The organism is Klebsiella sp. KTE92 (assembly GCF_000398905.1).
Classification (GTDB): Bacteria; Pseudomonadota; Gammaproteobacteria; order Enterobacterales; family Enterobacteriaceae; genus Klebsiella; species Klebsiella variicola.
The window spans coordinates 1706044-1726563 of record NZ_KB976100.1; the positions used below are offsets into that span (position 1 = coordinate 1706044).

Annotated in this window: 19 protein-coding genes; 9 read left to right on the plus strand and 10 right to left on the minus strand. The window is 57.1% G+C overall.

What is annotated here, in order from left to right; all coding sequences use genetic code 11:
• Nucleotides 1-62: 62 nt before the first annotated feature.
• The 5 genes from ssuB to ssuE are packed head-to-tail and all read right to left on the minus strand — an operon-like array spanning nt 63 to nt 4307.
• Nucleotides 63-836, minus strand: a complete 774-nt coding sequence (ssuB, locus tag A1WC_RS17220) for an aliphatic sulfonates ABC transporter ATP-binding protein (protein ID WP_016160579.1) — start codon at nt 834-836, stop codon at nt 63-65.
• A complete protein-coding gene (ssuC, locus tag A1WC_RS17215; RefSeq protein WP_016160580.1) occupies nt 833-1624 on the minus strand; it encodes an aliphatic sulfonate ABC transporter permease SsuC in 792 nt (263 codons plus the stop codon). The genes ssuB and ssuC overlap by 4 nt, the downstream gene beginning before the upstream one ends.
• Before the next feature lie 10 nt (nt 1625-1634).
• Nucleotides 1635-2780, minus strand: coding sequence for an FMNH2-dependent alkanesulfonate monooxygenase (gene ssuD / locus A1WC_RS17210; RefSeq protein WP_008805878.1), 1146 nt, complete (start codon nt 2778-2780; stop codon nt 1635-1637).
• The gene (locus A1WC_RS17205) at nt 2777-3739 is read right to left on the minus strand and encodes a sulfonate ABC transporter substrate-binding protein (protein ID WP_012542306.1); all 963 of its coding nucleotides are present in this window, start codon (nt 3737-3739) and stop codon (nt 2777-2779) included. The genes ssuD and A1WC_RS17205 overlap by 4 nt, the downstream gene beginning before the upstream one ends.
• Nucleotides 3732-4307 (minus strand): NADPH-dependent FMN reductase, encoded by a 576-nt coding sequence (ssuE, locus tag A1WC_RS17200; protein WP_008805880.1) that lies wholly within the window; start codon nt 4305-4307, stop codon nt 3732-3734. Before ssuE ends, A1WC_RS17205 begins: the two co-directional genes overlap by 8 nt.
• 248 nt (nt 4308-4555) lie before the next feature.
• Here ssuE and pyrD point away from each other — a divergent pair, with 248 nt between their 5' ends.
• Both pyrD and zapC read left to right on the plus strand, forming a co-directional pair.
• The gene (pyrD, locus tag A1WC_RS17195; protein ID WP_002898303.1) at nt 4556-5566 is read left to right on the plus strand and encodes a quinone-dependent dihydroorotate dehydrogenase; all 1011 of its coding nucleotides are present in this window, start codon (nt 4556-4558) and stop codon (nt 5564-5566) included.
• 169 nt (nt 5567-5735) lie between these two features.
• Nucleotides 5736-6278 carry a cell division protein ZapC gene (zapC, locus tag A1WC_RS17190; protein ID WP_012542305.1) on the plus strand — a complete coding sequence of 181 codons (543 nt, stop codon included), beginning with the start codon at nt 5736-5738 and terminating at the stop codon, nt 6276-6278.
• Here zapC and A1WC_RS17185 read toward each other — a convergent pair.
• Complete coding sequence (locus A1WC_RS17185) at nt 6275-7384, minus strand: YcbX family protein (protein ID WP_012968611.1); 1110 nt, start codon at nt 7382-7384, stop codon at nt 6275-6277. The two genes, zapC and A1WC_RS17185, sit on opposite strands and share 4 nt — an antisense overlap.
• Nucleotides 7385-7483: 99 nt before the next feature.
• Here A1WC_RS17185 and rlmKL point away from each other — a divergent pair, with 99 nt between their 5' ends.
• From rlmKL to rmf, 6 genes are all read left to right on the plus strand, one after another.
• The gene (rlmKL, locus tag A1WC_RS17180; protein ID WP_008805884.1) at nt 7484-9589 is read left to right on the plus strand and encodes a bifunctional 23S rRNA (guanine(2069)-N(7))-methyltransferase RlmK/23S rRNA (guanine(2445)-N(2))-methyltransferase RlmL; all 2106 of its coding nucleotides are present in this window, start codon (nt 7484-7486) and stop codon (nt 9587-9589) included.
• Nucleotides 9590-9601: 12 nt separating this feature from the next.
• Entirely contained in the window at nt 9602-11509 is a 1908-nt protein-coding gene (locus tag A1WC_RS17175; RefSeq protein WP_016160581.1) for an ABC transporter ATP-binding protein, read from the plus strand.
• A 14-nt stretch (nt 11510-11523) separates the two neighbouring features.
• A complete protein-coding gene (gene pqiA, locus A1WC_RS17170; protein WP_012542302.1) occupies nt 11524-12792 on the plus strand; it encodes a membrane integrity-associated transporter subunit PqiA in 1269 nt (422 codons plus the stop codon).
• On the plus strand, nt 12782-14419 hold the full coding sequence (gene pqiB / locus A1WC_RS17165) for an intermembrane transport protein PqiB (RefSeq protein ID WP_008805887.1): 1638 nt from the start codon (nt 12782-12784) through the stop codon (nt 14417-14419). The genes pqiA and pqiB overlap by 11 nt, the downstream gene beginning before the upstream one ends.
• On the plus strand, nt 14419-14982 hold the full coding sequence (pqiC, locus tag A1WC_RS17160; protein ID WP_008805888.1) for a membrane integrity-associated transporter subunit PqiC: 564 nt from the start codon (nt 14419-14421) through the stop codon (nt 14980-14982). Before pqiB ends, pqiC begins: the two co-directional genes overlap by 1 nt.
• Before the next feature lie 253 nt (nt 14983-15235).
• The gene (gene rmf / locus A1WC_RS25945; protein ID WP_002898396.1) at nt 15236-15403 is read left to right on the plus strand and encodes a ribosome modulation factor; all 168 of its coding nucleotides are present in this window, start codon (nt 15236-15238) and stop codon (nt 15401-15403) included.
• Nucleotides 15404-15471: 68 nt separating this feature from the next.
• Here rmf and fabA read toward each other — a convergent pair whose 3' ends face one another.
• Both fabA and A1WC_RS17150 read right to left on the minus strand, forming a co-directional pair.
• Nucleotides 15472-15990 (minus strand): bifunctional 3-hydroxydecanoyl-ACP dehydratase/trans-2-decenoyl-ACP isomerase, encoded by a 519-nt coding sequence (fabA, locus tag A1WC_RS17155; RefSeq protein ID WP_012542300.1) that lies wholly within the window; start codon nt 15988-15990, stop codon nt 15472-15474.
• A 69-nt stretch (nt 15991-16059) separates the two neighbouring features.
• Nucleotides 16060-17817 carry an AAA family ATPase gene (locus A1WC_RS17150; protein ID WP_032691146.1) on the minus strand — a complete coding sequence of 586 codons (1758 nt, stop codon included), beginning with the start codon at nt 17815-17817 and terminating at the stop codon, nt 16060-16062.
• A gap of 185 nt (nt 17818-18002) precedes the next feature.
• Between A1WC_RS17150 and matP the strand changes: the two genes are divergently transcribed.
• A complete protein-coding gene (gene matP / locus A1WC_RS17145) occupies nt 18003-18455 on the plus strand; it encodes a macrodomain Ter protein MatP (protein WP_008805891.1) in 453 nt (150 codons plus the stop codon).
• A gap of 110 nt (nt 18456-18565) precedes the next feature.
• On the opposite strand, the gene ompA is transcribed toward matP, so the two are convergent.
• Together ompA and sulA are read right to left on the minus strand one after the other, a co-directional pair.
• Nucleotides 18566-19618 (minus strand): porin OmpA, encoded by a 1053-nt coding sequence (ompA, locus tag A1WC_RS17140; RefSeq protein WP_008805892.1) that lies wholly within the window; start codon nt 19616-19618, stop codon nt 18566-18568.
• A 352-nt stretch (nt 19619-19970) separates the two neighbouring features.
• Nucleotides 19971-20480 (minus strand): SOS-induced cell division inhibitor SulA, encoded by a 510-nt coding sequence (sulA, locus tag A1WC_RS17135; protein ID WP_008805893.1) that lies wholly within the window; start codon nt 20478-20480, stop codon nt 19971-19973.
• Between the last annotated feature and the right edge of the window lie 40 nt (nt 20481-20520).

Genomic DNA, 20520 nt, shown 5'->3' on the forward strand with positions numbered 1-20520 from the left:
GGGGCTACAGCGCTGTGCGATTTGGTAGCCCGGCCGAGCGAAGCGCGGGCCGGGGACGTTAGTTAGCCATGACTAAACAAACGCGGTGCGCTCTCGCTCTTGCCGCGTTTCATCACCCGATCCAGCACCTCTGCCTCCAGCTCGGCCAGCTTCGCCGACCCGGTGCGCCGCGGTCGCGGAATATCCACGTTCAAATCGAGGCCAATTTTCTTCTCTTCAATTAACAGCACCCGGTCGGCCATGGCCACCGCTTCACTGACGTCGTGCGTCACCAGCAGGACCGTAAAACCATGCTCCTGCCACAGGGAGACGATCAGCTCCTGCATCTCCAGACGGGTGAGGGCGTCCAGCGCTCCCAGCGGCTCGTCCAGCAGCAGCAGGCGCGGGCGATGGATCAGCGCGCGGGCCAGCGCAACGCGCTGCTTTTGCCCACCTGACAGCGCCGCCGGCCACTCCTGCGCACGGCTCTCGAGTCCGACGCTGGCCAATGCCTGTAGGGCGGCGTCGCGCCAGGCGCCTTTTAACCCCAGCCCGACGTTATCAATCACCGTTTTCCACGGCAGCAGGCGCGCATCCTGAAACATCATCCGGGTGTCGTCCTGGATCGCCGCCAGGGGTGTCGCGCCCGCCAGCAGCTCTCCAGCGTTCGGTTTTTCCAGACCCGCCAGCAGGCGCAGCAGGGTACTCTTGCCGCCGCCGCTGCGGCCCACCACCGCCACAAACTGGCCGCTGGGAATATGCAGATCCAGCTCGTTAAGAATAGTGTTATCGCCATAGCGTTTCGTCACCCCGTTCAGCAGCAGCGGGATACCTGGGGTCAGACGGGCAGTGTTCATGCGTTAGCCTCCTGAAGATGATACGCCGGGTTCCAGCGCAGCCAGAGCCGTTCCAGCAGCTGGGCGCAGACATCGGCCAGTTTGCCAAGGATGGCGTAAAGAATGATGGCGACCACCACCACGTCGGTTTGTAGAAATTCACGCGCATTCATCGCCAGATAACCGATACCGGCATTCGCCGAGATGGTTTCAGCGACAATAAGCGTCAGCCACATCAGGCCAAGAGCGAAACGCACGCCGACCATAATTGAGGGCAGGGCGCCGGGTAAAATCACGTGACGGAACAGCGCGAAGCCGGATAAACCATAGCTGCGCGCCATCTCTACCAGCCCACGGTCGATATTACGGATCCCATGCCATGTGTTGATATAGATCGGGAACAGGGTGCCCAGCGACACAAGGAAGATCTTGGCGGTCTCGTCGATGCCGAACCACAGAATTACCAGCGGGATCAGCGCCAGATGCGGGACATTGCGCAGCATCTGGATCGAGGTGTCCAGCAGACGCTCGCCCCAGCGTGACAGGCCGCTGATCAGGCCGAGCACCAGCCCGATGGAGCCGCCGATGGCGAAGCCGACCAGCGCCCGCCACGAGCTGATGGCCAGATGCTGCCACAGCTCACCGCTGGCCGAGAGCGTCCAGAACGCTTTCAATACCCCCTCCGGCGAGGGAAGCACCCGCGTCGACAGCCAGCCGACGGACGAGGCCAGCTGCCAGATAATGACCGTCCCCACCGGCAGCAGCCAGGGGGCGAGGCGTAACAACAGGGGATGGGTTGATTTTGCCATCAGTGTCTCCTCAGCTTTGCGCCACTTTACGCGGGATAAACTCGTTGGCGACCGCTTCCCCCTGCAGGCGCAGGTTTTGCGGCTGCGGGATAGACGGCACGGCGACGTCGAGCAGGGGGAACAACAGCTCGCCGACCCGATACGCCTCTTCCAGATGCGGATAGCCGGAGAAGATAAAGCTATCAATACCCAGCGCAGCGTATTCATTGATTCGTTCGGCAACGGTGGCGGCATCGCCCACCAGCGCAGTACCGGCGCCGCCGCGCGCTAAGCCGACGCCGGCCCACAGGTTGGGGCTGATCTCGAGCTGATCGCGTCGACCGTTGTGCAGCGCCGCCATTCGCTTTTGACCGACGGAGTCGGTTCTGGCGAAGGCCGCCTGGGCGCGGGCGATCGTTTCATCATCAAGGTGGGAGATAAGGCTGTCCGCCGCCTGCCAGGCTTCCTCGTTGGTTTCCCGCACGATCACGTGCAGACGGATGCCAAAACGCACCCGGCGCCCATGCCGGGCCGCTTTCTCCCGGACCTGAGCAATCTTCTCTGCCACCTGCTTCGGCGGTTCACCCCAGGTGAGATAGAGATCGACCTGCTCGGCGGCCAGATCCTGCGCGACGTCAGACGATCCGCCGAAATAGAGCGGTGGACGGGGCTGCTGGAGCGGCGGGAACAGCAGCTTAGCGTCGCGAACGCGCTGATGCTTGCCGTTAAAGGTGACGGTTTCTCCCTCCATCAGCTTGCGCCAGATGTGGGTAAATTCAGCTGAGGCCTCATAGCGCTCGGTGTGGTCGAGGAAGACGCCGTCGCCGGCCAGCTCGGCGGGATCGCTGCCGGTGACCAGATTGAACAGCGCCCGGCCGTTTGACAGTCGGTCCAGGGTCGCCGCCTGGCGGGCGGCTACCGTCGGCGACACCACGCTAGGCCTGAGGGCGACAAGAAATTTCAGCCGCTGCGTCACCGGGATCATCGAGGCCGCAACCAGCCAGGCATCTTCACATGAGCGTCCGGTCGGGATCAGCACGCCGGTGAACCCCAGCCGATCCGCCGTCTGCGCGATTTGCTGCAGATAGCCGTAATCGACCGGACGGGCGCCCTCTTCGGTGCCCAGATAACGACCATCACCATGGGTCGGTAAAAACCAGAACATATTCAGACTCATGATTTCGCTCCTTGTGCGGCGGCGGGCTGCCAGATACGGGCCCGGATATCAACTTTTTTCGGCACCAGCTTGTTCTCATAGAACAGGTCGGCCGTCTGCTGCTGGCGAGCGGCGGTTTCGGCACTCACCGGGGTTACTGAGGTGGGGGGACGATGGTCCAGATAGCTGGCGATCACCGCTTCCGGTAATCCCATCGTTTTCGCCAGCAGCGTAATGCTTTGCGCGCGCTGGCTATGGGTCAGGGCATCGGCCTGAGTAAAGGTATCGAGTACGCCTTCAATGAAAGCGCCATTGCGTTCAGCGTAGGGGCGGGAAGCAAGATAGAACGATCCCGTCTGTTTCAGATCGGTTCCGTCAGTGAGTACCCGGGCGCCGCCCTGCAGCAGCGCGGCGGAGTAGTACGGATCCCAGATGGCCCAGGCGTCGACATTACCCTGCTGGAAGGCGGCGCGCGCATCGGCGGGGGCAAGGTAAACCGGCTGAATATCGCTAAATTTCAGGCCCGCCAGCTGCAGGGCGCGCAGCAGCAGATTGTGGGAGCTGGAACCTTTCTGGAAAGCGACCTTTTTCCCTTTTAATTCGGCAACGTTGTGAATAGGACTGCCTTGCGCCACCAGGATGACTTCCGCTTTCGGCTTGGGCGGCTCCGAACCGATATAGACCAGATCGGCGCCCGCCGCCTGAGCAAAGATAGGCGGAATGTCGCCAGTACTGCCGATGTCAATGCTGCCGACGTTCAGCGCCTCCAGCATCTGCGGACCGGCCGGGAATTCAATCCACGAGATATGGGTGCCCGGATAGCGCTGCTCCAGCAGCTGATGGCTCTTCGCCAGCACCATGCTGACGCTGCCTTTCTGATAACCAATGCGCAGGGCATCGGGCGCCGCCGGGGCGGCGTGGCCCAGCGCGGAGAACAACAGCAGTCCGCCGAGGGTCAGCGCGCGGAGAGGATTAAACATGTTCCACCCCACGCAGAGACGTTAACGACGGGGCGCGGCTGCTGGGACGATGCAGCGCCTGCCAGAAGGTCTCCAGGGACTCATCCAGGCGCCGCTGCAGGTTAGGGGTGAACTGCGGCTTATGCTGGTAATCCGTGACCTGGCTGTCATCGGCGAAGACGCCATGGAGGATCTCCTGGGCCTTCAGGGCATTCAGGACGGGTTTCAGAGCGTAGTCCACCGCCAGCATGTGGGCGATGGTGCCGCCAGTGGCCAGCGGTAGCACGATTTTGCCCTCCAGCGCGCGCTCAGGAAGCAGATCGAGCAGGGTTTTCAGGGCGCCGGAAAACGAGGCTTTATACACCGGCGTGGCGATAATCAGACCGTCGGCCCCGGCCAGTTGCTCATTGAGCGTTTGTAGCGCCGGGTTGTCAAAGCGAGCGTACAGGAGGTCTTCCGGGGCAAAGTTCTGCAGATGCCAGTGGCAGACTTCGATATCGGCGGCGGTGAGCGTCTCTCTGGCATATTCCAGCAGGGCGCTGGAACGGGAAGGGTAACGCGGGCTGCCCGCAAGCGTAATGACGCGCATCTCTCTCTCCTTATAACTAAATGTTTGCATTTATCTATAATTGATAACATTTGCAGTGAGTGTGACAGAGCACCATTATTTCCCTAAATGATTTATCCACCGTTAGATAGCCGAAAAGCGCATAACGGCGCGGGGAGAGGTAATCGTTTGCGCTGATGGGTGATTTTTTGTCGCAGGTCAATTCCCTTTCAGCTGCGGATCGCACATAATACGCCCCCGGTTTGCACACCGGGAATCCAGGAGAGTTCATGTACTACCCCTTCGTTCGTAAAGCCCTTTTTCAGCTCGATCCTGAGCGCGCTCATGAAGTTACCTTTCAACAATTACGCCGTGTCACCGGGACGCCGCTGGAAATGCTGGTTCGCCAGAAGGTACCGGCCAGGCCCGTTACCTGCATGGGGCTGACCTTTAAAAATCCGCTGGGTCTGGCGGCCGGGCTGGATAAAAATGGGGAATGCATTGACGCGCTGGGCGCGATGGGTTTTGGTTCGATTGAGATCGGCACCGTCACCCCGCGTCCGCAGCCGGGCAACGATAAACCGAGGATCTTCCGTCTGGTGGATGCCGAGGGGTTGATCAACCGCATGGGCTTTAATAACCATGGCGTTGATAACCTGGTTGAGAACGTGAAAAAGGCGCATTTTGACGGCGTGCTGGGCATCAATATCGGCAAAAATAAAGATACGCCGGTGGAGCACGGTAAAGATGATTACCTGATTTGTATGGAAAAAGTCTATCCTTACGCCGGGTATATCGCCATTAATATCTCCTCACCGAATACCCCGGGGCTGCGTACGCTGCAATACGGTGAAGCGCTCGATGATTTACTCTCCGGTATTAAAAATAAGCAGCTTGAGCTGCAGCAAAAGCATCAGAAATATGTTCCGGTCGCCGTGAAGATCGCGCCGGATCTTTTACCAGAGGAATTGATCCAGGTTGCCGATAGCCTCGTGCGTCATAATATTGATGGGGTAATTGCAACCAATACCACCCTCGATCGTTCTCTGGTTCAGGGAATGAAACATTGTGATGAGACCGGTGGGCTTAGCGGTCGTCCATTACAATTAAAGAGCACTGAAATTATCCGTATGCTCTCCGCTGAGCTGAATGGTCGTTTGCCTATCATCGGCGTGGGCGGTATTGATTCGGTGATTGCTGCGCGAGAAAAGATAGCCGCCGGAGCATCGTTGGTGCAGATCTATTCCGGATTTATTTTTAAAGGTCCGCCGCTGATTAAAGAAATTGTTACCCACATCTAATCTTTTCCTCCGCTGAAACCCACCCAGGGCTTTATTTCCGGCCCTGGTTGTTTTATATTCCCTCACTGTTGCTTATTTAAACATTTTAGACTTTTCTTAATTTTAGAAAATATTCTGCGGCAAGTCGCAACAACTTTGCAGAGGCGTATGAAAGGGGACAGGGGGAAAAATGCGCATTAAACCTGACGATAACTGGCGTTGGTATTACGATGAAGAGCATGACCGCATGATGCTCGATTTGGCCAATGGCATGTTATTTCGCTCGCGCTTCGCCCGGCGAATGCTGACCCCGGATGCCTTTGCGCCGTCGGGATTCTGCGTCGATGACGCCGCGCTCTATTTCTCCTTTGAAGAAAAATGTCGCGATCTCGAACTGTCGAAAGAACAGCGAGCGGAATTAGTCCTCAATGCGTTAACCGCGATCCGTTTTCTCAAACCGCAGATGCCGAAAAGCTGGCACTTTATCGCTCATCCCCACCAGTGGCAGCCGAGCGGCGGCGACGCCGCCTGCGTCTGGCTGAGCGATACCGGGGAGCAGGTGAATTTGCTGGTGGTGGAGCCGGGAGATAACGCCGCGCTTTGTCTGCTGGCCCAGCCGGGTCTCACCCTTGCCGGGCGCGTGATGCAGTTAGGCGACGTTATTAAAATCATGAACGACAGGCTGCAGCCGGCGCAGAGCGCGGTCAGCTACAGCCTGGGACAGGCGGTTTAAGGCGCCAGGCGCAGCGCCGTTTTCGGTACGCAGCTGCAGGCGAGAATGGTGCCGTCCCCGGCGACCGCATTTTTCTTTAACGCGCTGACTTCGCCCTCTTCCAGCCGAATGCGGCAGCTGCCGCAGATCCCTGCCCGACACGAATAGGGTACGCGAATGCCCTGTTGCTCCAGTTGCTCCAGCAGCACCTGCTGGTTATTCCCGCTAAACTGTTGACCCTGCCATTCGATGGCAACCGTAGCTTGCTGCTGCGCTTCCGGGGCCGGAGTATCGTCGCTCTCGCCGGCGCCGTAGGCTTTCGCCGGGCCGCGGGCGAGGATTTCGACTTCATCACCCACCCGGATCACCCCGCTGTTGCGGGCAATCAGGTTCTGGCCAAAATCGACATCGCCATTGTCCAGCGCAGTACGAAAACGCTTTAAGGTTTCCAGCGGCTCCCCGGTGGGATGCTTCTGCCCGCGCTCTGGACTGACGGTGGTAAAAATGCAGCGGCTGCATGGCTTAGCGACGTCAAACACCACTTCGCCGACGCGGATCACTTTCCAGCTATCTTCATCCCAGGCGGCCGCGCCGGTGACCACGAGGTTAGGACGAAACTGTTCTATGCTTACGCTGGCCGGGCAGCGTTGCTGCAGATCGCGCAGCGAGGCCTCGTTAGCCAGCAGGTACGGGTAGCCGTCGGCGAAGGAGAGCGGTACCGCATCGTGGCGCTTCACCCGGCGGGTTAACTGCGGCCCCAGCCAGCGCAGCTGGACATCGCGCTTGAAAAAGCCGCTGAGCCACTGGTTAACGGCGGCGGGTGCGATAAGGGCGGTGAAATGGTTGCCCCAGACTTCGGTGGGCTCGGCCTGCAGGGCGAAATCGCTAAAACGCACCACGGCGCTGCTGCCGTCCGGCGCGGTCAGGTGAAGGCCATCATGCAGCGGCGCCGGAATAAATTTTACCATTTGCGGAAACTGGCGGGCGGTAATAAAGGTCCCGTCGGTTTCGGTGACCATAAACAGGCGATCGAAGGCCAGGCCGCTGATATCAGCAAAGGCGTGGGTCAGGCCCATGCCGCGCATGGATTTAACGGGATGAATAAAAAGTCGCGAGAGCGTTACCATACGCTGCCTCCGGGTTCCAAAAATAAGCCTATAACTTTATGACATAGGGCACATATTGGCTATAATGCGCACCAATTTTCTTTAAGTAAAAGTGACGATATGAATTCTCTGTTTGCCAGTACGGCTCGTGGGCTGGAAGAGCTGTTAAAAACTGAACTGGAAGGACTTGGCGCGACGGACTGCCAGGTCGTCCAGGGCGGGGTCCATTTTCAGGGGGATACGCGCCTGCTGTATCAAAGCCTGATGTGGAGCCGGCTGGCTTCGCGCATCATGCTGCCGCTGGGCGAGTGTCGCGTATACAGCGATCTGGATCTGTACCTCGGCGTACAGGCCATTCCGTGGACGGAGATGTTTAACCCTGGCGCCACCTTCGCGGTACATTTTAGCGGCCTCAATGACGAGATCCGCAACAGCCAGTATGGCGCATTAAAAGTCAAAGACGCCATCGTCGACAGCTTCACGCGTAAAAACCTGCCGCGCCCGAATGTCGATCGTGAGTCGCCCGATCTGCGGATCAACGTCTGGCTGAACAAAGAGACGGCGCATATCTCCCTGGATCTGAGCGGGGAAGGGTTGCATCTGCGCGGCTACCGCGATGGTACCGGTATGGCGCCGATCAAAGAAAACCTCGCGGCGGCGATCGTCATGCGCTCTGGTTGGGTACCGGGTACGCCGCTGCTCGATCCGATGTGCGGCTCCGGTACCCTGCTGATTGAAGCGGCGATGCTGGCGACCGATCGTGCGCCGGGTCTGCACCGCGGCCACTGGGGCTTTGGCGGTTGGGCGCAGCACGATGACGCTATCTGGAAAGAGGTGAAGGCGGAAGCGCAAACCCGCGCCCGCCAGGGGCTGGCGGCCTATGGGTCGCGCTTCTATGGCTCTGACGTCGACGAGCGCGTCATTGAGCGCGCGCGCCGCAACGCCCGCCGGGCCGGCATCGGCGAGCTGATCGATTTTGCAGTCAAAGACGTCGCCCAGCTGAATAACCCGCTGCCGAAAGGCCCGTACGGCACCGTGATCAGCAACCCGCCGTACGGCGAGCGCCTGGAAAGCGAACCGGCGCTGATTGCCCTGCACAGCCTGCTGGGCCGGATCATGAAAAGTCAGTTTGGCGGCTGGAACCTGTCGGTGTTCAGCGCCTCGCCGGAACTGCTGAGCTGCCTGCAGCTGCGTGCCGATAAACAGTTCAAAGCGAAGAACGGCCCGCTGGACTGCATACAGAAAAACTATCACCTGGCGGAAAGCGAAGGCGGCAAGCCGGCGATGCTGGCGGAAGATTTTGCCAACCGTCTGCGTAAGAATCTGAAGAAATTTGAAAAGTGGGCCCGTCAGGAAGGCATTGAATGCTATCGCCTGTACGATGCCGATCTGCCGGAATATAACGTGGCGATCGATCGCTACGGTGACTGGGTGGTGGTCCAGGAGTATGCGCCGCCGAAAACCGTCGATGCGCACAAAGCGCGCCAGCGTCTGTTTGATATTATCGCGGCGACCATCGCCGTGCTGGAAATCGCCCCCAACAAGCTGGTGCTGAAGACCCGCGAGCGGCAAAAGGGTAAAAACCAGTATCAGAAGATGGCGGAGAAGGGCGACTTTATCGAGGTGCAGGAGTACAACGCGCGCCTGTGGGTTAACCTCACCGACTACCTCGATACCGGTCTGTTCCTCGACCACCGTATCGCCCGTCGCATGCTGGGCCAGATGAGCAAAGGTAAGGATTTCCTCAACCTGTTCTCCTATACCGGCAGCGCCAGCGTCCACGCCGGTCTGGGCGGCGCGCGCTCTACGACCACGGTGGATATGTCGCGTACCTATCTGGAGTGGGCGGAGCGCAACCTGCGTCTTAATGGCCTGACCGGTCGTGCGCATCGCCTGATGCAGGCTGACGTGCTGGGCTGGCTGCGGGAAAGCACCGAGCAGTTCGATCTGATCTTTATCGATCCGCCGACTTTCTCTAACTCCAAACGAATGGAAGATGCCTTTGACGTGCAGCGCGATCATATTCGCCTGATGACCGATCTGAAACGTCTGCTGCGTAAAGGCGGCACCATTATGTTCTCGAACAACAAACGCGGTTTCCGTATGGATCATGACGGGCTGGCGGCGCTTGGCCTGAAGGCGCAAGAGATTTCGCAAAAAACGCTGTCGCAGGATTTTGCCCGCAACCGTCAGATCCACAACTGCTGGCTGATTACTGCAGCCTGAAAGGAATAAAGAATGTCACTGATTAGTATGCACGGCGCCTGGCTTTCATTCAGCGATGCGCCGCTGCTGGATAATGCTGAACTGCATATCGAAGATAACGAACGCGTCTGTCTGGTTGGGCGCAACGGCGCCGGTAAATCGACCCTGATGAAGATCCTTAACCGTGAACAGGGGCTGGATGACGGGCGTATTATTTATGAACAGGATCTGATCGTCGCGCGTCTGCAGCAGGATCCGCCGCGCAACGTTGCCGGTACGGTGTACGATTTCGTCGCCGAAGGGATCGCCGAACAGGCCGCTTACCTGAAGGCCTACCATGATGTTTCGCATCAGGTGATGACCGACCCGAGCGACAAAAATTTAAATGAACTGGCCCGTCTGCAGGAACAGCTGGATAACCTGGGCCTGTGGCAGCTGGATAGCCGCATCAATGAAGTGATCGAGCAGCTTGGTCTTAACGCCGACGCGCAGCTGGCTTCGCTTTCCGGCGGCTGGTTGCGTAAAGCGGCGCTGGGCCGTGCCCTGGTCAGCGGGCCGCGCGTGCTGTTGCTGGATGAACCGACGAACCACCTCGATATCGAAACTATCGACTGGCTGGAAGGATTCCTGAAAAGCTTTAAAGGCACCATTATCTTTATTTCGCACGACCGCTCCTTCATCCGCAACATGGCGACGCGCATCGTCGATCTCGATCGCGGCAAGCTCGTGACCTATCCGGGCAATTACGATCAGTATCTGTTGGATAAAGAAGAAGCGCTGCGGGTTGAAGAGCTGCAGAATGCTGAATTCGACCGCAAGCTGGCCCAGGAAGAGGTGTGGATCCGCCAGGGGATTAAAGCGCGTCGTACCCGCAACGAAGGCCGCGTTCGCGCCCTGAAAGCGATGCGTCGCGAGCGCGGCGAGCGCCGGGAAGTGATGGGCAGTGCGAAGATGCAGGTGGAAGAGGCTTCGCGCTCCGGCAAAATCGTTTTCGAAATGGAGAACGTCAACTATCAGGTTGACGGCAAAGTGCTGGTGAAAGATTTCTCCTCGCAAATCCAGCGCGGCGATAAGATTGCCCTGATCGGCCCCAATGGCTGCGGGAAAACCACGCTGCTGAAGCTGATGCTTGGCCAGTTGCAGGCCGACAGCGGGCGGATCCACGTTGGCACCAAGCTGGAAGTCGCCTACTTCGACCAGCACCGTGCAGAGCTGGATCCGGACCGGACGGTGATGGATAACCTCGCCGAAGGTAAGCAAGAGGTGATGGTTAACGGTAAGCCGCGGCACGTGCTGGGCTATCTGCAGGACTTCCTGTTCCATCCGAAACGGGCGATGACGCCAGTCCGCGCGTTGTCCGGCGGGGAGCGTAACCGTCTGCTGCTGGCGCGACTGTTCCTGAAACCCAGTAACTTATTGATTCTCGATGAACCGACAAACGACCTTGATGTCGAAACGCTGGAGCTGCTGGAAGAGCTGATCGATGGCTATCAGGGCACCGTGATGCTGGTCAGCCACGATCGTCAGTTTGTCGACAATACCGTGACCGAGTGCTGGATCTTCGAAGGCGGCGGCCATATTGGTCAGTACGTCGGCGGTTATCACGACGCCCGCGGTCAGCAGGCCCAGTCTTTGGCGCAAAAGCAGACGATCGTTAAAAAAACGACGGAAGTCGCTCAGCCAAAAGCAGAAACTGTCAAACGCGGCGGGAACAAACTAAGCTATAACCTGCAGCGCGAGCTGGAGCAACTGCCGCAGAAGCTGGAAACGCTTGAGGCCGAACTGCAAACGCTGCAGGAGCAGGTAGCCGATCCTGACTTCTTTGGCCAATCGCACGATCGTACGCAGCAAGTGCTGGCGCAGCTGGCCGAAGCGGAGCAGGTGCTGGAAGCCGCCTTTGAACGCTGGGAATATCTCGAAGGATTAAAGAACGGCGCCTGAGCCGAGGAGTTGTCATGTGCGATCACCATCATGCTGCGCGACATATTTTATGTCCCCAATGTGATTTGCTGGTGGCTTTGCCGCAGCTTGAGCATCGCCAGAAAGCCGCCTGCCCGCGCTGCGGTACAACGTTAACCACCACGTGGGACGCGCCTCGCCAGCGTCCCACGGCTTACGCGTTGGTCGCGCTGTTTATGCTGCTGCTGGCCAACCTCTTTCCTTTTATCTATATGAAAGTGGGTGGCATCAGCAGCGAAATAGCGCTGCTGGAAATTCCCAACGTGCTGTTTACCGAGGATTACGCCAGCCTCGGCACCTTCTTTTTACTCTTTGTGCAACTGGTACCGGCCTTTTGTCTGGTCACCATTTTGCTGCTGGTCAATCGGGTCAGGATGCCCGCTGGGCTGAAGGCGTTTCTGGCGCGCATTTTGTTTCACCTCAAGACTTGGGGCATGGCGGAGATCTTTCTTGCCGGCGTGCTGGTGAGCTTCGTCAAACTGATGGCCTACGGCGATATCGGCATCGGCCTGAGCTTTATTCCCTGGTGCATGTTTTGCCTGCTGCAGTTACGCACCTTCCAGTGCGTCGACCGCCGCTGGCTATGGGATGATATTGCCCCTATGCCGGCGATTACCCAGCCGCTGAAGGTCGGGGTAGCCGGGATCCGCCAGGGGCTGCGCTCCTGCGGCTGCTGCACGGCGGTGTTACCGGCCGACCAGACCGTCTGCCCGCGCTGTCACAGCAAAGGGACGGCGCGGCGTAAAAATAGCCTGCAGTGGACGCTGGCGCTGCTGGTGACCTCATTTATTCTCTATCTTCCCGCCAATATTATGCCGATCATGATCACCGATCTGCTGGGCGATAAAATGCCGTCGACCATTATGGCCGGGGTGGTGTTACTGTGGAGCGAGGGCTCCTATCCGGTGGCGCTGGTGATCTTTATCGCCAGTATTATGGTGCCGACGCTGAAGATGATCGCTATCGCCTGGCTGTGCTGGAATGCTAACGGCAACGGCGCGCGCGATTCGGAACGCATGCATCTGATTTATGAAGTGGTGGAATTTGTTGGCCGCTGGTCAATGATTGACGTTTTTGTCATCGCCGTGCTCTCTGCGCTGGTGCGCATGGGAGGGTTGATGAATATCTATCCCGCCATCGGCGCGGTCATGTTTGCGCTGGTGGTGGTGATGACCATGTTTTCAGCGATGACGTTTGATCCCCGTTTACTGTGGGATCGTGAGCCAGATTCAAGCCATGAGGAAATACAACAACATGGAAAATAAGAGCGGAGAAGCGAAAGTGCAGAAGGTGAAGAACTGGTCACCGGTGTGGATCTTCCCTATCGTCACTGCGCTGATCGGAGCGTGGATCCTGTTTTATCATTACAGCCATCAGGGACCAGAGGTCACGCTGATCACCACTAACGCGGAAGGCATTGAAGGGGGAAAAACCCGGATCAAGAGCCGCAGCGTGGATGTTGGGGTGGTAGAGAGCGCGACGCTGACCGACGATTTAACCCACGTGGAAATCAAAGCTCGCCTCAATTCCGGCATGCAGAAATTACTGCATAACGATTCCGTCTTCTGGGTGGTGAAACCGCAGGTAGGGCGCGAGGGGATCAGTGGTCTCGGGACATTATTGTCCGGGGCCTATATTGAACTGCAGCCGGGGTCGAAAGGTTCGGTGCCGGCGCAGTATCCGCTGCTGGATTCTCCGCCGCTGGCCTCGCCGGATGCCAAGGGGATCCGGATTTTGCTGGAAAGCAGCAAGGCAGGCCAGCTGTCGCCAGGCGACCCGGTGCTGTTCCGCGGCTATCGCGTGGGGTCGGTGGAAACCAGCACCTTTGATGCGCAGAAACGTCATATCACTTATCAGCTGTTCATCAATGCGCCTAATGACCGCCTGGTGACCACTAACGTTCGCTTCTGGAAGGACAGCGGGATCGCCGTTGATTTGACCGCGGCGGGGATGCGCGTCGAGATGGGCTCGTTGTCGACGCTGTTTGGCGGCGGGGTGAGCTTTGATATTCCGGAAGGACTGGACCTCGGCGAGCCGGTGGCGAACAAAACGGAATATCACCTGTTTGACGATCAGAAGAGCATCCAGGATTCGGTCTTTACCGAGCATATCGATTACGTGATGTTCTTCAAAGACTCGGTTCGTGGCCTGCAGCCCGGCGCGCCGGTGGAGTTCCGCGGCATCCGTCTGGGAACCGTCGGCAAAGTGCCGTTCTTTATTCCTGGGCTGAAGCAGCGTTTGAACGATGACTATCGCATTCCGGTGGAAGTGCGGGTTGAACCGCAGCGTCTGGTCAACCAGCTCGGCGGCGATCCGAATATTCGCGCTCACATTGACGATCTGATCAACCGCGGACTGCGCGGCTCGCTGAAAACCGGTAACCTGGTGACCGGCGCGCTGTATATCGATCTCGACTTCTATCCGAAAGCGCCGCCGCGTGGGAAAATTCAGGAGTTTAACGGCTATCCGATTATCCCGACCATTAGCGGTGGACTGGCGCAGATCCAGCAGCGTCTGATGGATGCGCTGGATAAAATCAATAACCTGCCGCTCAATCCGCTACTGGAACAGGCAACCAGTACGCTGGCGCAAAGCGAGAAGACCATGCAGCATGTACAGACCACGCTGGATAGTCTGAATAAGATCACCTCCAGTCAGTCGATGCAGCAGCTACCTGCCGATATGCAGACGACGCTGCGCGAGCTGAACCGCAGCATGCAGGGCTTCCAGCCGGGCTCCGCGGCCTACAATAAGATGGTGGCCGATATGCAGCGTCTGGATCAGGTGCTGCGTGAGCTGCAGCCGGTCCTGAAAACGCTCAATGATAAGAGCAATGCGCTGGTATTTGAGGCGAAGGATAAAAAAGACCCACAGCCGAAGGGAGCGAAATAATGAAAAAATGGTTACTGGTGGCAGCCGTTTGCGTAATGACGGCGTGCAGTAGCGGCGGTGAGAGCAAAACATATTACCAGTTGCCGGTGGTGCAAGGCGGCGCGCAGAGCGCCGCCAGCCAGGGGGCACGTCTGCTGTGGGTTGAGCAGGTCAGCATCCCGGATTATCTGGCGGGCAATGGAGTGGTCTATCAAACCACCGATGTGCAGTATGTAATCGCCAATAATAATCTGTGGGCCAGCCCGCTGGACCAGCAGCTGCGTACTACGCTGGTGGCAAACCTCAGCCAGCAGTTGCCGGGCTGGGTAGTGTCGTCCCAACCCTTGGGCAGCGAGCAGGATACGCTCAATGTGGCGGTAAATGGCTTTCACGGGCGCTACGACGGGCGGGTTATCGTCAGCGGCGAGTGGCTATTGAAGCATCAGGGACAGTTGATTAAGCGCCCGTTTAACATCGTGCTCAAGCAGCAGCAGGATGGCTATGACGCGATGGTGAAGACCCTGGCCCAGGCGTGGAGCCAGGAGGCGGTGGCCATTGCCGGCGAGCTTAACCGTCTGCCATAAGTAAATTTCATAAAAGTGATATGCCGCGCGGTTCATCTGAGCCGCGCGGCATTTTTTTTGCCAGGTCAGTTCGTTACCGAGCGTTGCGCCGAATGAACAAAAAATGAACTCTTATATAGGTCACAAATATGACACTGGCGTGAATTTTGCGCATTGACGTTGTCTTCATTTCGCGGTATTCGTAACCCGTGGCTGCACAATTTGCGACCACTGTTTTCTTTTCCACCAGATCAAAGAATGAGGGAAACGAGGCATGAAGAGACAAAAACGAGATCGCCTGGAACGGGCACATCAACGTGGATATCAAGCGGGTATCGCGGGGAGATCGAAAGAAATGTGTCCATACCAGAGCTTGAATCAACGCTCATGGTGGCTGGGAGGCTGGCGAGAAGCCATGGAGGACAGGGTACTAACGGCCTGACACTGTCTCTTTAAAAAAGAAGCCTCCGCATAGCGGGGGCTTCGCCTTTTAATCGCTGCCGATAATTATCAGAAAGCGGAAGTATCCTGGAACAGGCCGACTTTCAGATCGTTCGCGGTATAGATCAGACGATCGTCAACCAGCACTTCGCCATCCGCCAGGCCCATAATCAGACGACGGTTAACAATGCGCTTGAAGTGGATGCGGTAGGTGACTTTTTTCGCGGTCGGCAGAACCTGACCGGTGAATTTCACTTCGCCAACGCCCAGCGCACGGCCTTTGCCTTCGCCGCCGAGCCAGCCAAGATAGAACCCGACCAGCTGCCACATCGCATCCAGGCCCAGGCAGCCCGGCATCACCGGATCGCCGATGAAGTGGCAACCGAAGAACCACAGGTCCGGGTTGATGTCGAGTTCCGCCTCAACATAACCTTTGTCATAGTTACCACCGGTTTCGCTCATTTTGATGACGCGGTCCATCATCAGCATGTTTGGTGCTGGCAACTGCGGGCCTTTCGCGCCGAACAGTTCACCACGACCAGAGGCAAGAAGATCTTCTTTTGTATAGGATTCGCGTTTATCTACCATGTTTTCAGTAAGCCTTATTTTAAGTTCGGGACGCAGGATAGCTAACACGTGTAAGCTGAACAAGTCCGATCAGTTAGAACTTGTCCCACCTAACCAGCGTAGCGGCCACGGAAAACGATGGCGAGTCTCTTGCTGGGTCGCCTGCGCTATCCGCTCCTGAATGGTTTGTCGCAGCGTCTGCCCTTCACCGTCCCACATCAGTTGGGTCAGCATCGGCAGCGCTTCGGTAATATCGTCAATGGCCCAGATGGCAAACTGGTTTTCGGCAACGGCCTGACGGAGCTCATGGCTAAGACTGAGATGACGAACGTTGGCCGCAGGGATAATGACGCCCTGTTTACCGGTTAGCCCGCGCTGTTGACAGATAGTGAAGAAACCTTCAATTTTTTCGTTCAGACCGCCGACCGGCTGCACGCGACCAAACTGGTCAACAGAACCGGTAATCGCAATGCTCTGATTAATCGGCACATTGGCCAGCGCGCTGATTAAGGCGCAGAGTTCAGCCATGGAGGCGCTGTCGCCGTCCACTTCACTGTAGGACTGTTCGAAGGTCAGCGAAGCGGAGAACGGAAGCTGCTGCTCCAGCTCCAGCTCGGACATCAGAAAAGCCTGCATGATCATCATGCCTTTCGCATGAATATTGCCGCCGAGCTCGGCTTTGCGTTCGACGTCAATAAACTCGCCATCACCAATGTGCACGACGCAGCTGATGCGCGAAGGTTCACCGAATGCGCGCGGATGGCCGGGGAATTCAATCACCGACAGGGCGTTGATCTGCCCGACGCATTCGCCTTCGGTTTCAATCAGGATCTGTTCCTGCAGGATTTCATCCTGCATTCGTTCTGCGAGGTAGCCTTCACGCCACTCCCGGCGTGCCAGCATCGTCTGCATTTCTTCGCCAGTAATCTCCTCGCCTTCGCAGAAGGCGGCGGCCTCCCGCAGCTGGCGGGCTATCCATAGCGGACTGAGCGGCAGGGTCTCCTGATCGCCGGTGTAGCGCGTCCCCTCATCGATCAGCAGTGGCCAGGCGTCGGCCGCCGGACCTGGCAGCGTCAGCTGCTGGGCATTTTGCCATACCCACTGGCACCAGGCTTTCAGCGTCTCGGCGTCAGCAAACTGCAAAGTGTCTTCATACTCACTGTAGATCGCCTGAGCGCAAAGCTCTGGTTCCATTTCCTGGAAATCCGCCAGCGATTCGCGTTCGCCGACCAGCATGACTTTCAGGCTCAACGGCATGGAGGGAATGCTGACCGGCAGCGGGCGCGACTCATCGATGGAGAGCCAGTCAAACCGCTGACGGGTCACCATATTTTTCAGGCGCACCCACAGCAGCGGTTGTGCCAGCAGTGTGCGAAGCGAGATTACCAGCACGCCACCATTAGCCTGATGGACCAGGCCTGGCTGGAGGGTGATGCCGCCGTTAAACTGGCGTACGCAGCCAAACAGCTGTTCCGCCTCTACCCAATCGGCCGCGACGACCGGGGCGGTGCTGGCAAAATTATCCTCAGCCCGTTGCGCCGGGGAGAGCGTCACGCGAGCGCCGTCAACGTCATAGCGGACCCCGTAGAGCGGGGCGGTAGGTTCATGCAGCGTACGGGTTTCTGCCGTCAGCCATTGCAGATACTCCGGTTCTTCGGGGGCTTTCACCAGCATGAAGGAGGAGACTGCCGGCGTGCACAGCAATTGCTCAAGCGCGTAGAACAGACGCGGCTGCAGATCGCCCGAGAGGGAGGGGGCCGGTTGAGAGAGATCAGCTTGGGCAAACAGCGCCTGATAAGGTTCCATATCGGGCGCAAGGTCGGTTCGGGTCAGTTTCGTAATGGTCAAAGTCGCTGTTTTTTAGTTAGATGTAAAGCGCGCAATTATACCTGATGCCGCGACTGAGCACACGGAGGATTATGATTACCCCGATGATTCCCCGGCCATACACATCACGAATAATGATTTATATTCAGCACATCAGGAAAAAACTGATATCCTGAAATGAGTTACACGGTCACATTGAGATCGCAATGAAATATCAACAACTGGAAAATCTTGAAAGCGGCTGGAAATGGAAATATCTGGTAAAGAAGCACCGGGAAGGTGAGCTGATTACCCGCTACATTGAGGCCAGCGCTGCGCAAGCTGCGGTAGATGACTTGCTGACGCTCGAGAATGAACCTGTGCTGGTGCATGCCTGGATTGAGCAGCATATGAATCCGGCGCTGATGAACCGCATGAAGCAGACCATCCGCGCGCGACGAAAACGGCATTTTAACGCGGAGCATCAGCACACGCGTAAGAAGTCTATCGATCTGGAGTTTGTCGTCTGGCAGCGTCTTGCCGGCCTGGCGCAGCGGCGGGGTAAAACCTTGTCCGAAACCATCGTGCAGCTGATTGAGGATGCTGAGCATAAAGAGAAGTACGCCAGCAAAATGTCGAGCCTGAAACACGATCTGCAGGAACTGTTAGGCAAAGAGTAGTCTTTACGGCGGCCTGTCAGAGGCTACTCTGATATGGGGCCCACCACCGCAAAAGCGGGAGAGAAGGCATAAAAAAACCCGCCGAGGCGGGTTTTTTCATCAGTTATAACTTAAGCCGCTGGCTGAGTTACAACTTCTTTGTAGCCTTTAACTTCGATCTCTACACGACGATCCGGGGCCAGGCAGTCGATCAGTGCAGCGCGAGCTTTCACGTTGTCACAGGTGTTGCCAGTAACCGGGTTGGATTTACCCATACCGCGTGCGGAGATTTTGCCAGCCGGGATGCCTTTAGCAACCAGGTAGTCAACAACGGACTGAGCACGTTTCTCAGACAGCTGCTGGTTGTAAGCTTCGGAACCGATACGGTCGGTGAAGCCCATAACAACTGCAGAACCGTCTTTCGGATCCATGTTGCTCAGCTGGGTGTACAGCTGATCCAGAGCCTGCTGACCTTCCGGTTTCAGGGTTGCTTTGTTGAAGTTGAACAGAACGTCAGACTTCAGGGTGAAGTGCTTGGTAGTCACTTCCGGAGCCGGAGCCGGAGCCGGAGCTACAACCGGTGCAGCATCTTCCTGACCGAAACGGTAGGAAACACCCACGCTCAGCATGCCGTTGTCCGGACGAACGCCAACGGTGCCCGCGTCGCCGATGTTGTTAACCCACTGGTATTCCAGACGGGTAGCGATGTCACGAGTCACAGCCCACTCTACGCCGCCAGCAAATACCGGAGATACGCCAGTGTCGTGGTTGTCGCCAGCGATGCTGTTGCTGGAGTCTGCGCGCCATACCATGCCGCCCAGACGGGTGTAGATGTCCAGATCGTCAGTGATCGGGTAACCCAGTTTAGCGGTCAGCTGAACGCCCTGAGCTTTGAATGCGCCATTAACCTGGTCGCCTTTGTACGGCATACGGCCCAGCCAGTCGTAACCCATTTCGAAACCGAGGTACGGGTTAACCTGGTAACCACCGAACGCACCAGCGCCCAGCTGGCTTTCGTGGGTTGGACCATTGTTGTTCAGAGAGCTGTTGTACCAGCCAGTGTCATGGAACTGGGACCAACCCAGTTTACCACCTGCATACCAGGTGTTATCTTTCGGAGCGGCCTGCGCTACGGTAGCGAAGCCAGCCAGTGCCACTGCAATCGCGATAGCTGTCTTTTTCATTTTTTGCGCCTCATTATCATCCAAAATTCGCCATGAAGTTACAAAAGACCTCACGGTTAAATCCTTCACCCGGGGCGTGACTTGTTGTTAACTATGCTGATACATGCAGCGTAAGCCGATCACCCCTGGCGATGTAAAGTCTACAACTTAGTTCGAAACTTACAAGTGTGAACTCTGTCAGGCATATGAAAAAAAAGGGTTGTGTACACAATATTTAACAAATATGGTTGATTTTCGTACGCAGAAAAAAGGCAGAAATCCCCGTGTGACAGGCATTGCGCGAAAAAGTCCCTGAAAAACGCTGTGTCTTTACCATCGGTAAAAAAAATTCCAGGAATAATCCTAATTTCACTCAATGATACAAATTTGAGTGAATTTTTAGCCCGCTGAGTTGTCTGCCGAGCGTGCCTTGATTTCTCACCGGGCGCATGATGAATCCCATCGCGCAACCTTCCTGGGCGGCATTGACCAGACGCTCATGCTCTTCCGCGGTTAGCTCCTCCGTTAGCCAGCAGATAACCACACTATAATTACCGGTGCGCAGCGCGCGGATCATTGAGTCTACGGTATGGCAGGGTGACAGCTGGCTAATTTGCATGACTTTAGACAGCGGTAGACCGGCAGACTGGACCCACTCGCGGCTAAGCTTTTGTTGCGGCGTGAGCCACAGTTGCCAGCGAGACTGTTGACCCAACTGCTGTAATAAAGGTAGCAGCAGTAACTGTGTCATCATGGGTTGATCTTCACGATAGACAATTTCACTGATCAGCCCATTGGCGGTCTGTTCGCCAGAACGATGAGCGTAGTGGCCTGCAGAAGCAGAAGCCTGTGCTGAACGATTTGCGTGAGCTGAAGTAAACATAGTCTATCCCGCCTGTAGTTACTGTATGCATATACAGTAT

What these genes read in the sequence shown, in the direction of transcription:
- ssuB (WP_016160579.1), bottom strand. Translation starts at nt 836, where the DNA reads ATGAACACTGCCCGTCTGACCCCAGGTATCCCGCTGCTGCTGAACGGG.
- ssuC (WP_016160580.1), bottom strand. Translation starts at nt 1,624, where the DNA reads ATGGCAAAATCAACCCATCCCCTGTTGTTACGCCTCGCCCCCTGGCTG.
- ssuD (WP_008805878.1), bottom strand. Translation starts at nt 2,780, where the DNA reads ATGAGTCTGAATATGTTCTGGTTTTTACCGACCCATGGTGATGGTCGT.
- A1WC_RS17205 (WP_012542306.1), bottom strand. Translation starts at nt 3,739, where the DNA reads ATGTTTAATCCTCTCCGCGCGCTGACCCTCGGCGGACTGCTGTTGTTC.
- ssuE (WP_008805880.1), bottom strand. Translation starts at nt 4,307, where the DNA reads ATGCGCGTCATTACGCTTGCGGGCAGCCCGCGTTACCCTTCCCGTTCC.
- pyrD (WP_002898303.1), top strand. Translation starts at nt 4,556, where the DNA reads ATGTACTACCCCTTCGTTCGTAAAGCCCTTTTTCAGCTCGATCCTGAG.
- zapC (WP_012542305.1), top strand. Translation starts at nt 5,736, where the DNA reads ATGCGCATTAAACCTGACGATAACTGGCGTTGGTATTACGATGAAGAG.
- A1WC_RS17185 (WP_012968611.1), bottom strand. Translation starts at nt 7,384, where the DNA reads ATGGTAACGCTCTCGCGACTTTTTATTCATCCCGTTAAATCCATGCGC.
- rlmKL (WP_008805884.1), top strand. Translation starts at nt 7,484, where the DNA reads ATGAATTCTCTGTTTGCCAGTACGGCTCGTGGGCTGGAAGAGCTGTTA.
- A1WC_RS17175 (WP_016160581.1), top strand. Translation starts at nt 9,602, where the DNA reads ATGTCACTGATTAGTATGCACGGCGCCTGGCTTTCATTCAGCGATGCG.
- pqiA (WP_012542302.1), top strand. Translation starts at nt 11,524, where the DNA reads ATGTGCGATCACCATCATGCTGCGCGACATATTTTATGTCCCCAATGT.
- pqiB (WP_008805887.1), top strand. Translation starts at nt 12,782, where the DNA reads ATGGAAAATAAGAGCGGAGAAGCGAAAGTGCAGAAGGTGAAGAACTGG.
- pqiC (WP_008805888.1), top strand. Translation starts at nt 14,419, where the DNA reads ATGAAAAAATGGTTACTGGTGGCAGCCGTTTGCGTAATGACGGCGTGC.
- rmf (WP_002898396.1), top strand. Translation starts at nt 15,236, where the DNA reads ATGAAGAGACAAAAACGAGATCGCCTGGAACGGGCACATCAACGTGGA.
- fabA (WP_012542300.1), bottom strand. Translation starts at nt 15,990, where the DNA reads ATGGTAGATAAACGCGAATCCTATACAAAAGAAGATCTTCTTGCCTCT.
- matP (WP_008805891.1), top strand. Translation starts at nt 18,003, where the DNA reads ATGAAATATCAACAACTGGAAAATCTTGAAAGCGGCTGGAAATGGAAA.
- ompA (WP_008805892.1), bottom strand. Translation starts at nt 19,618, where the DNA reads ATGAAAAAGACAGCTATCGCGATTGCAGTGGCACTGGCTGGCTTCGCT.
- sulA (WP_008805893.1), bottom strand. Translation starts at nt 20,480, where the DNA reads ATGTTTACTTCAGCTCACGCAAATCGTTCAGCACAGGCTTCTGCTTCT.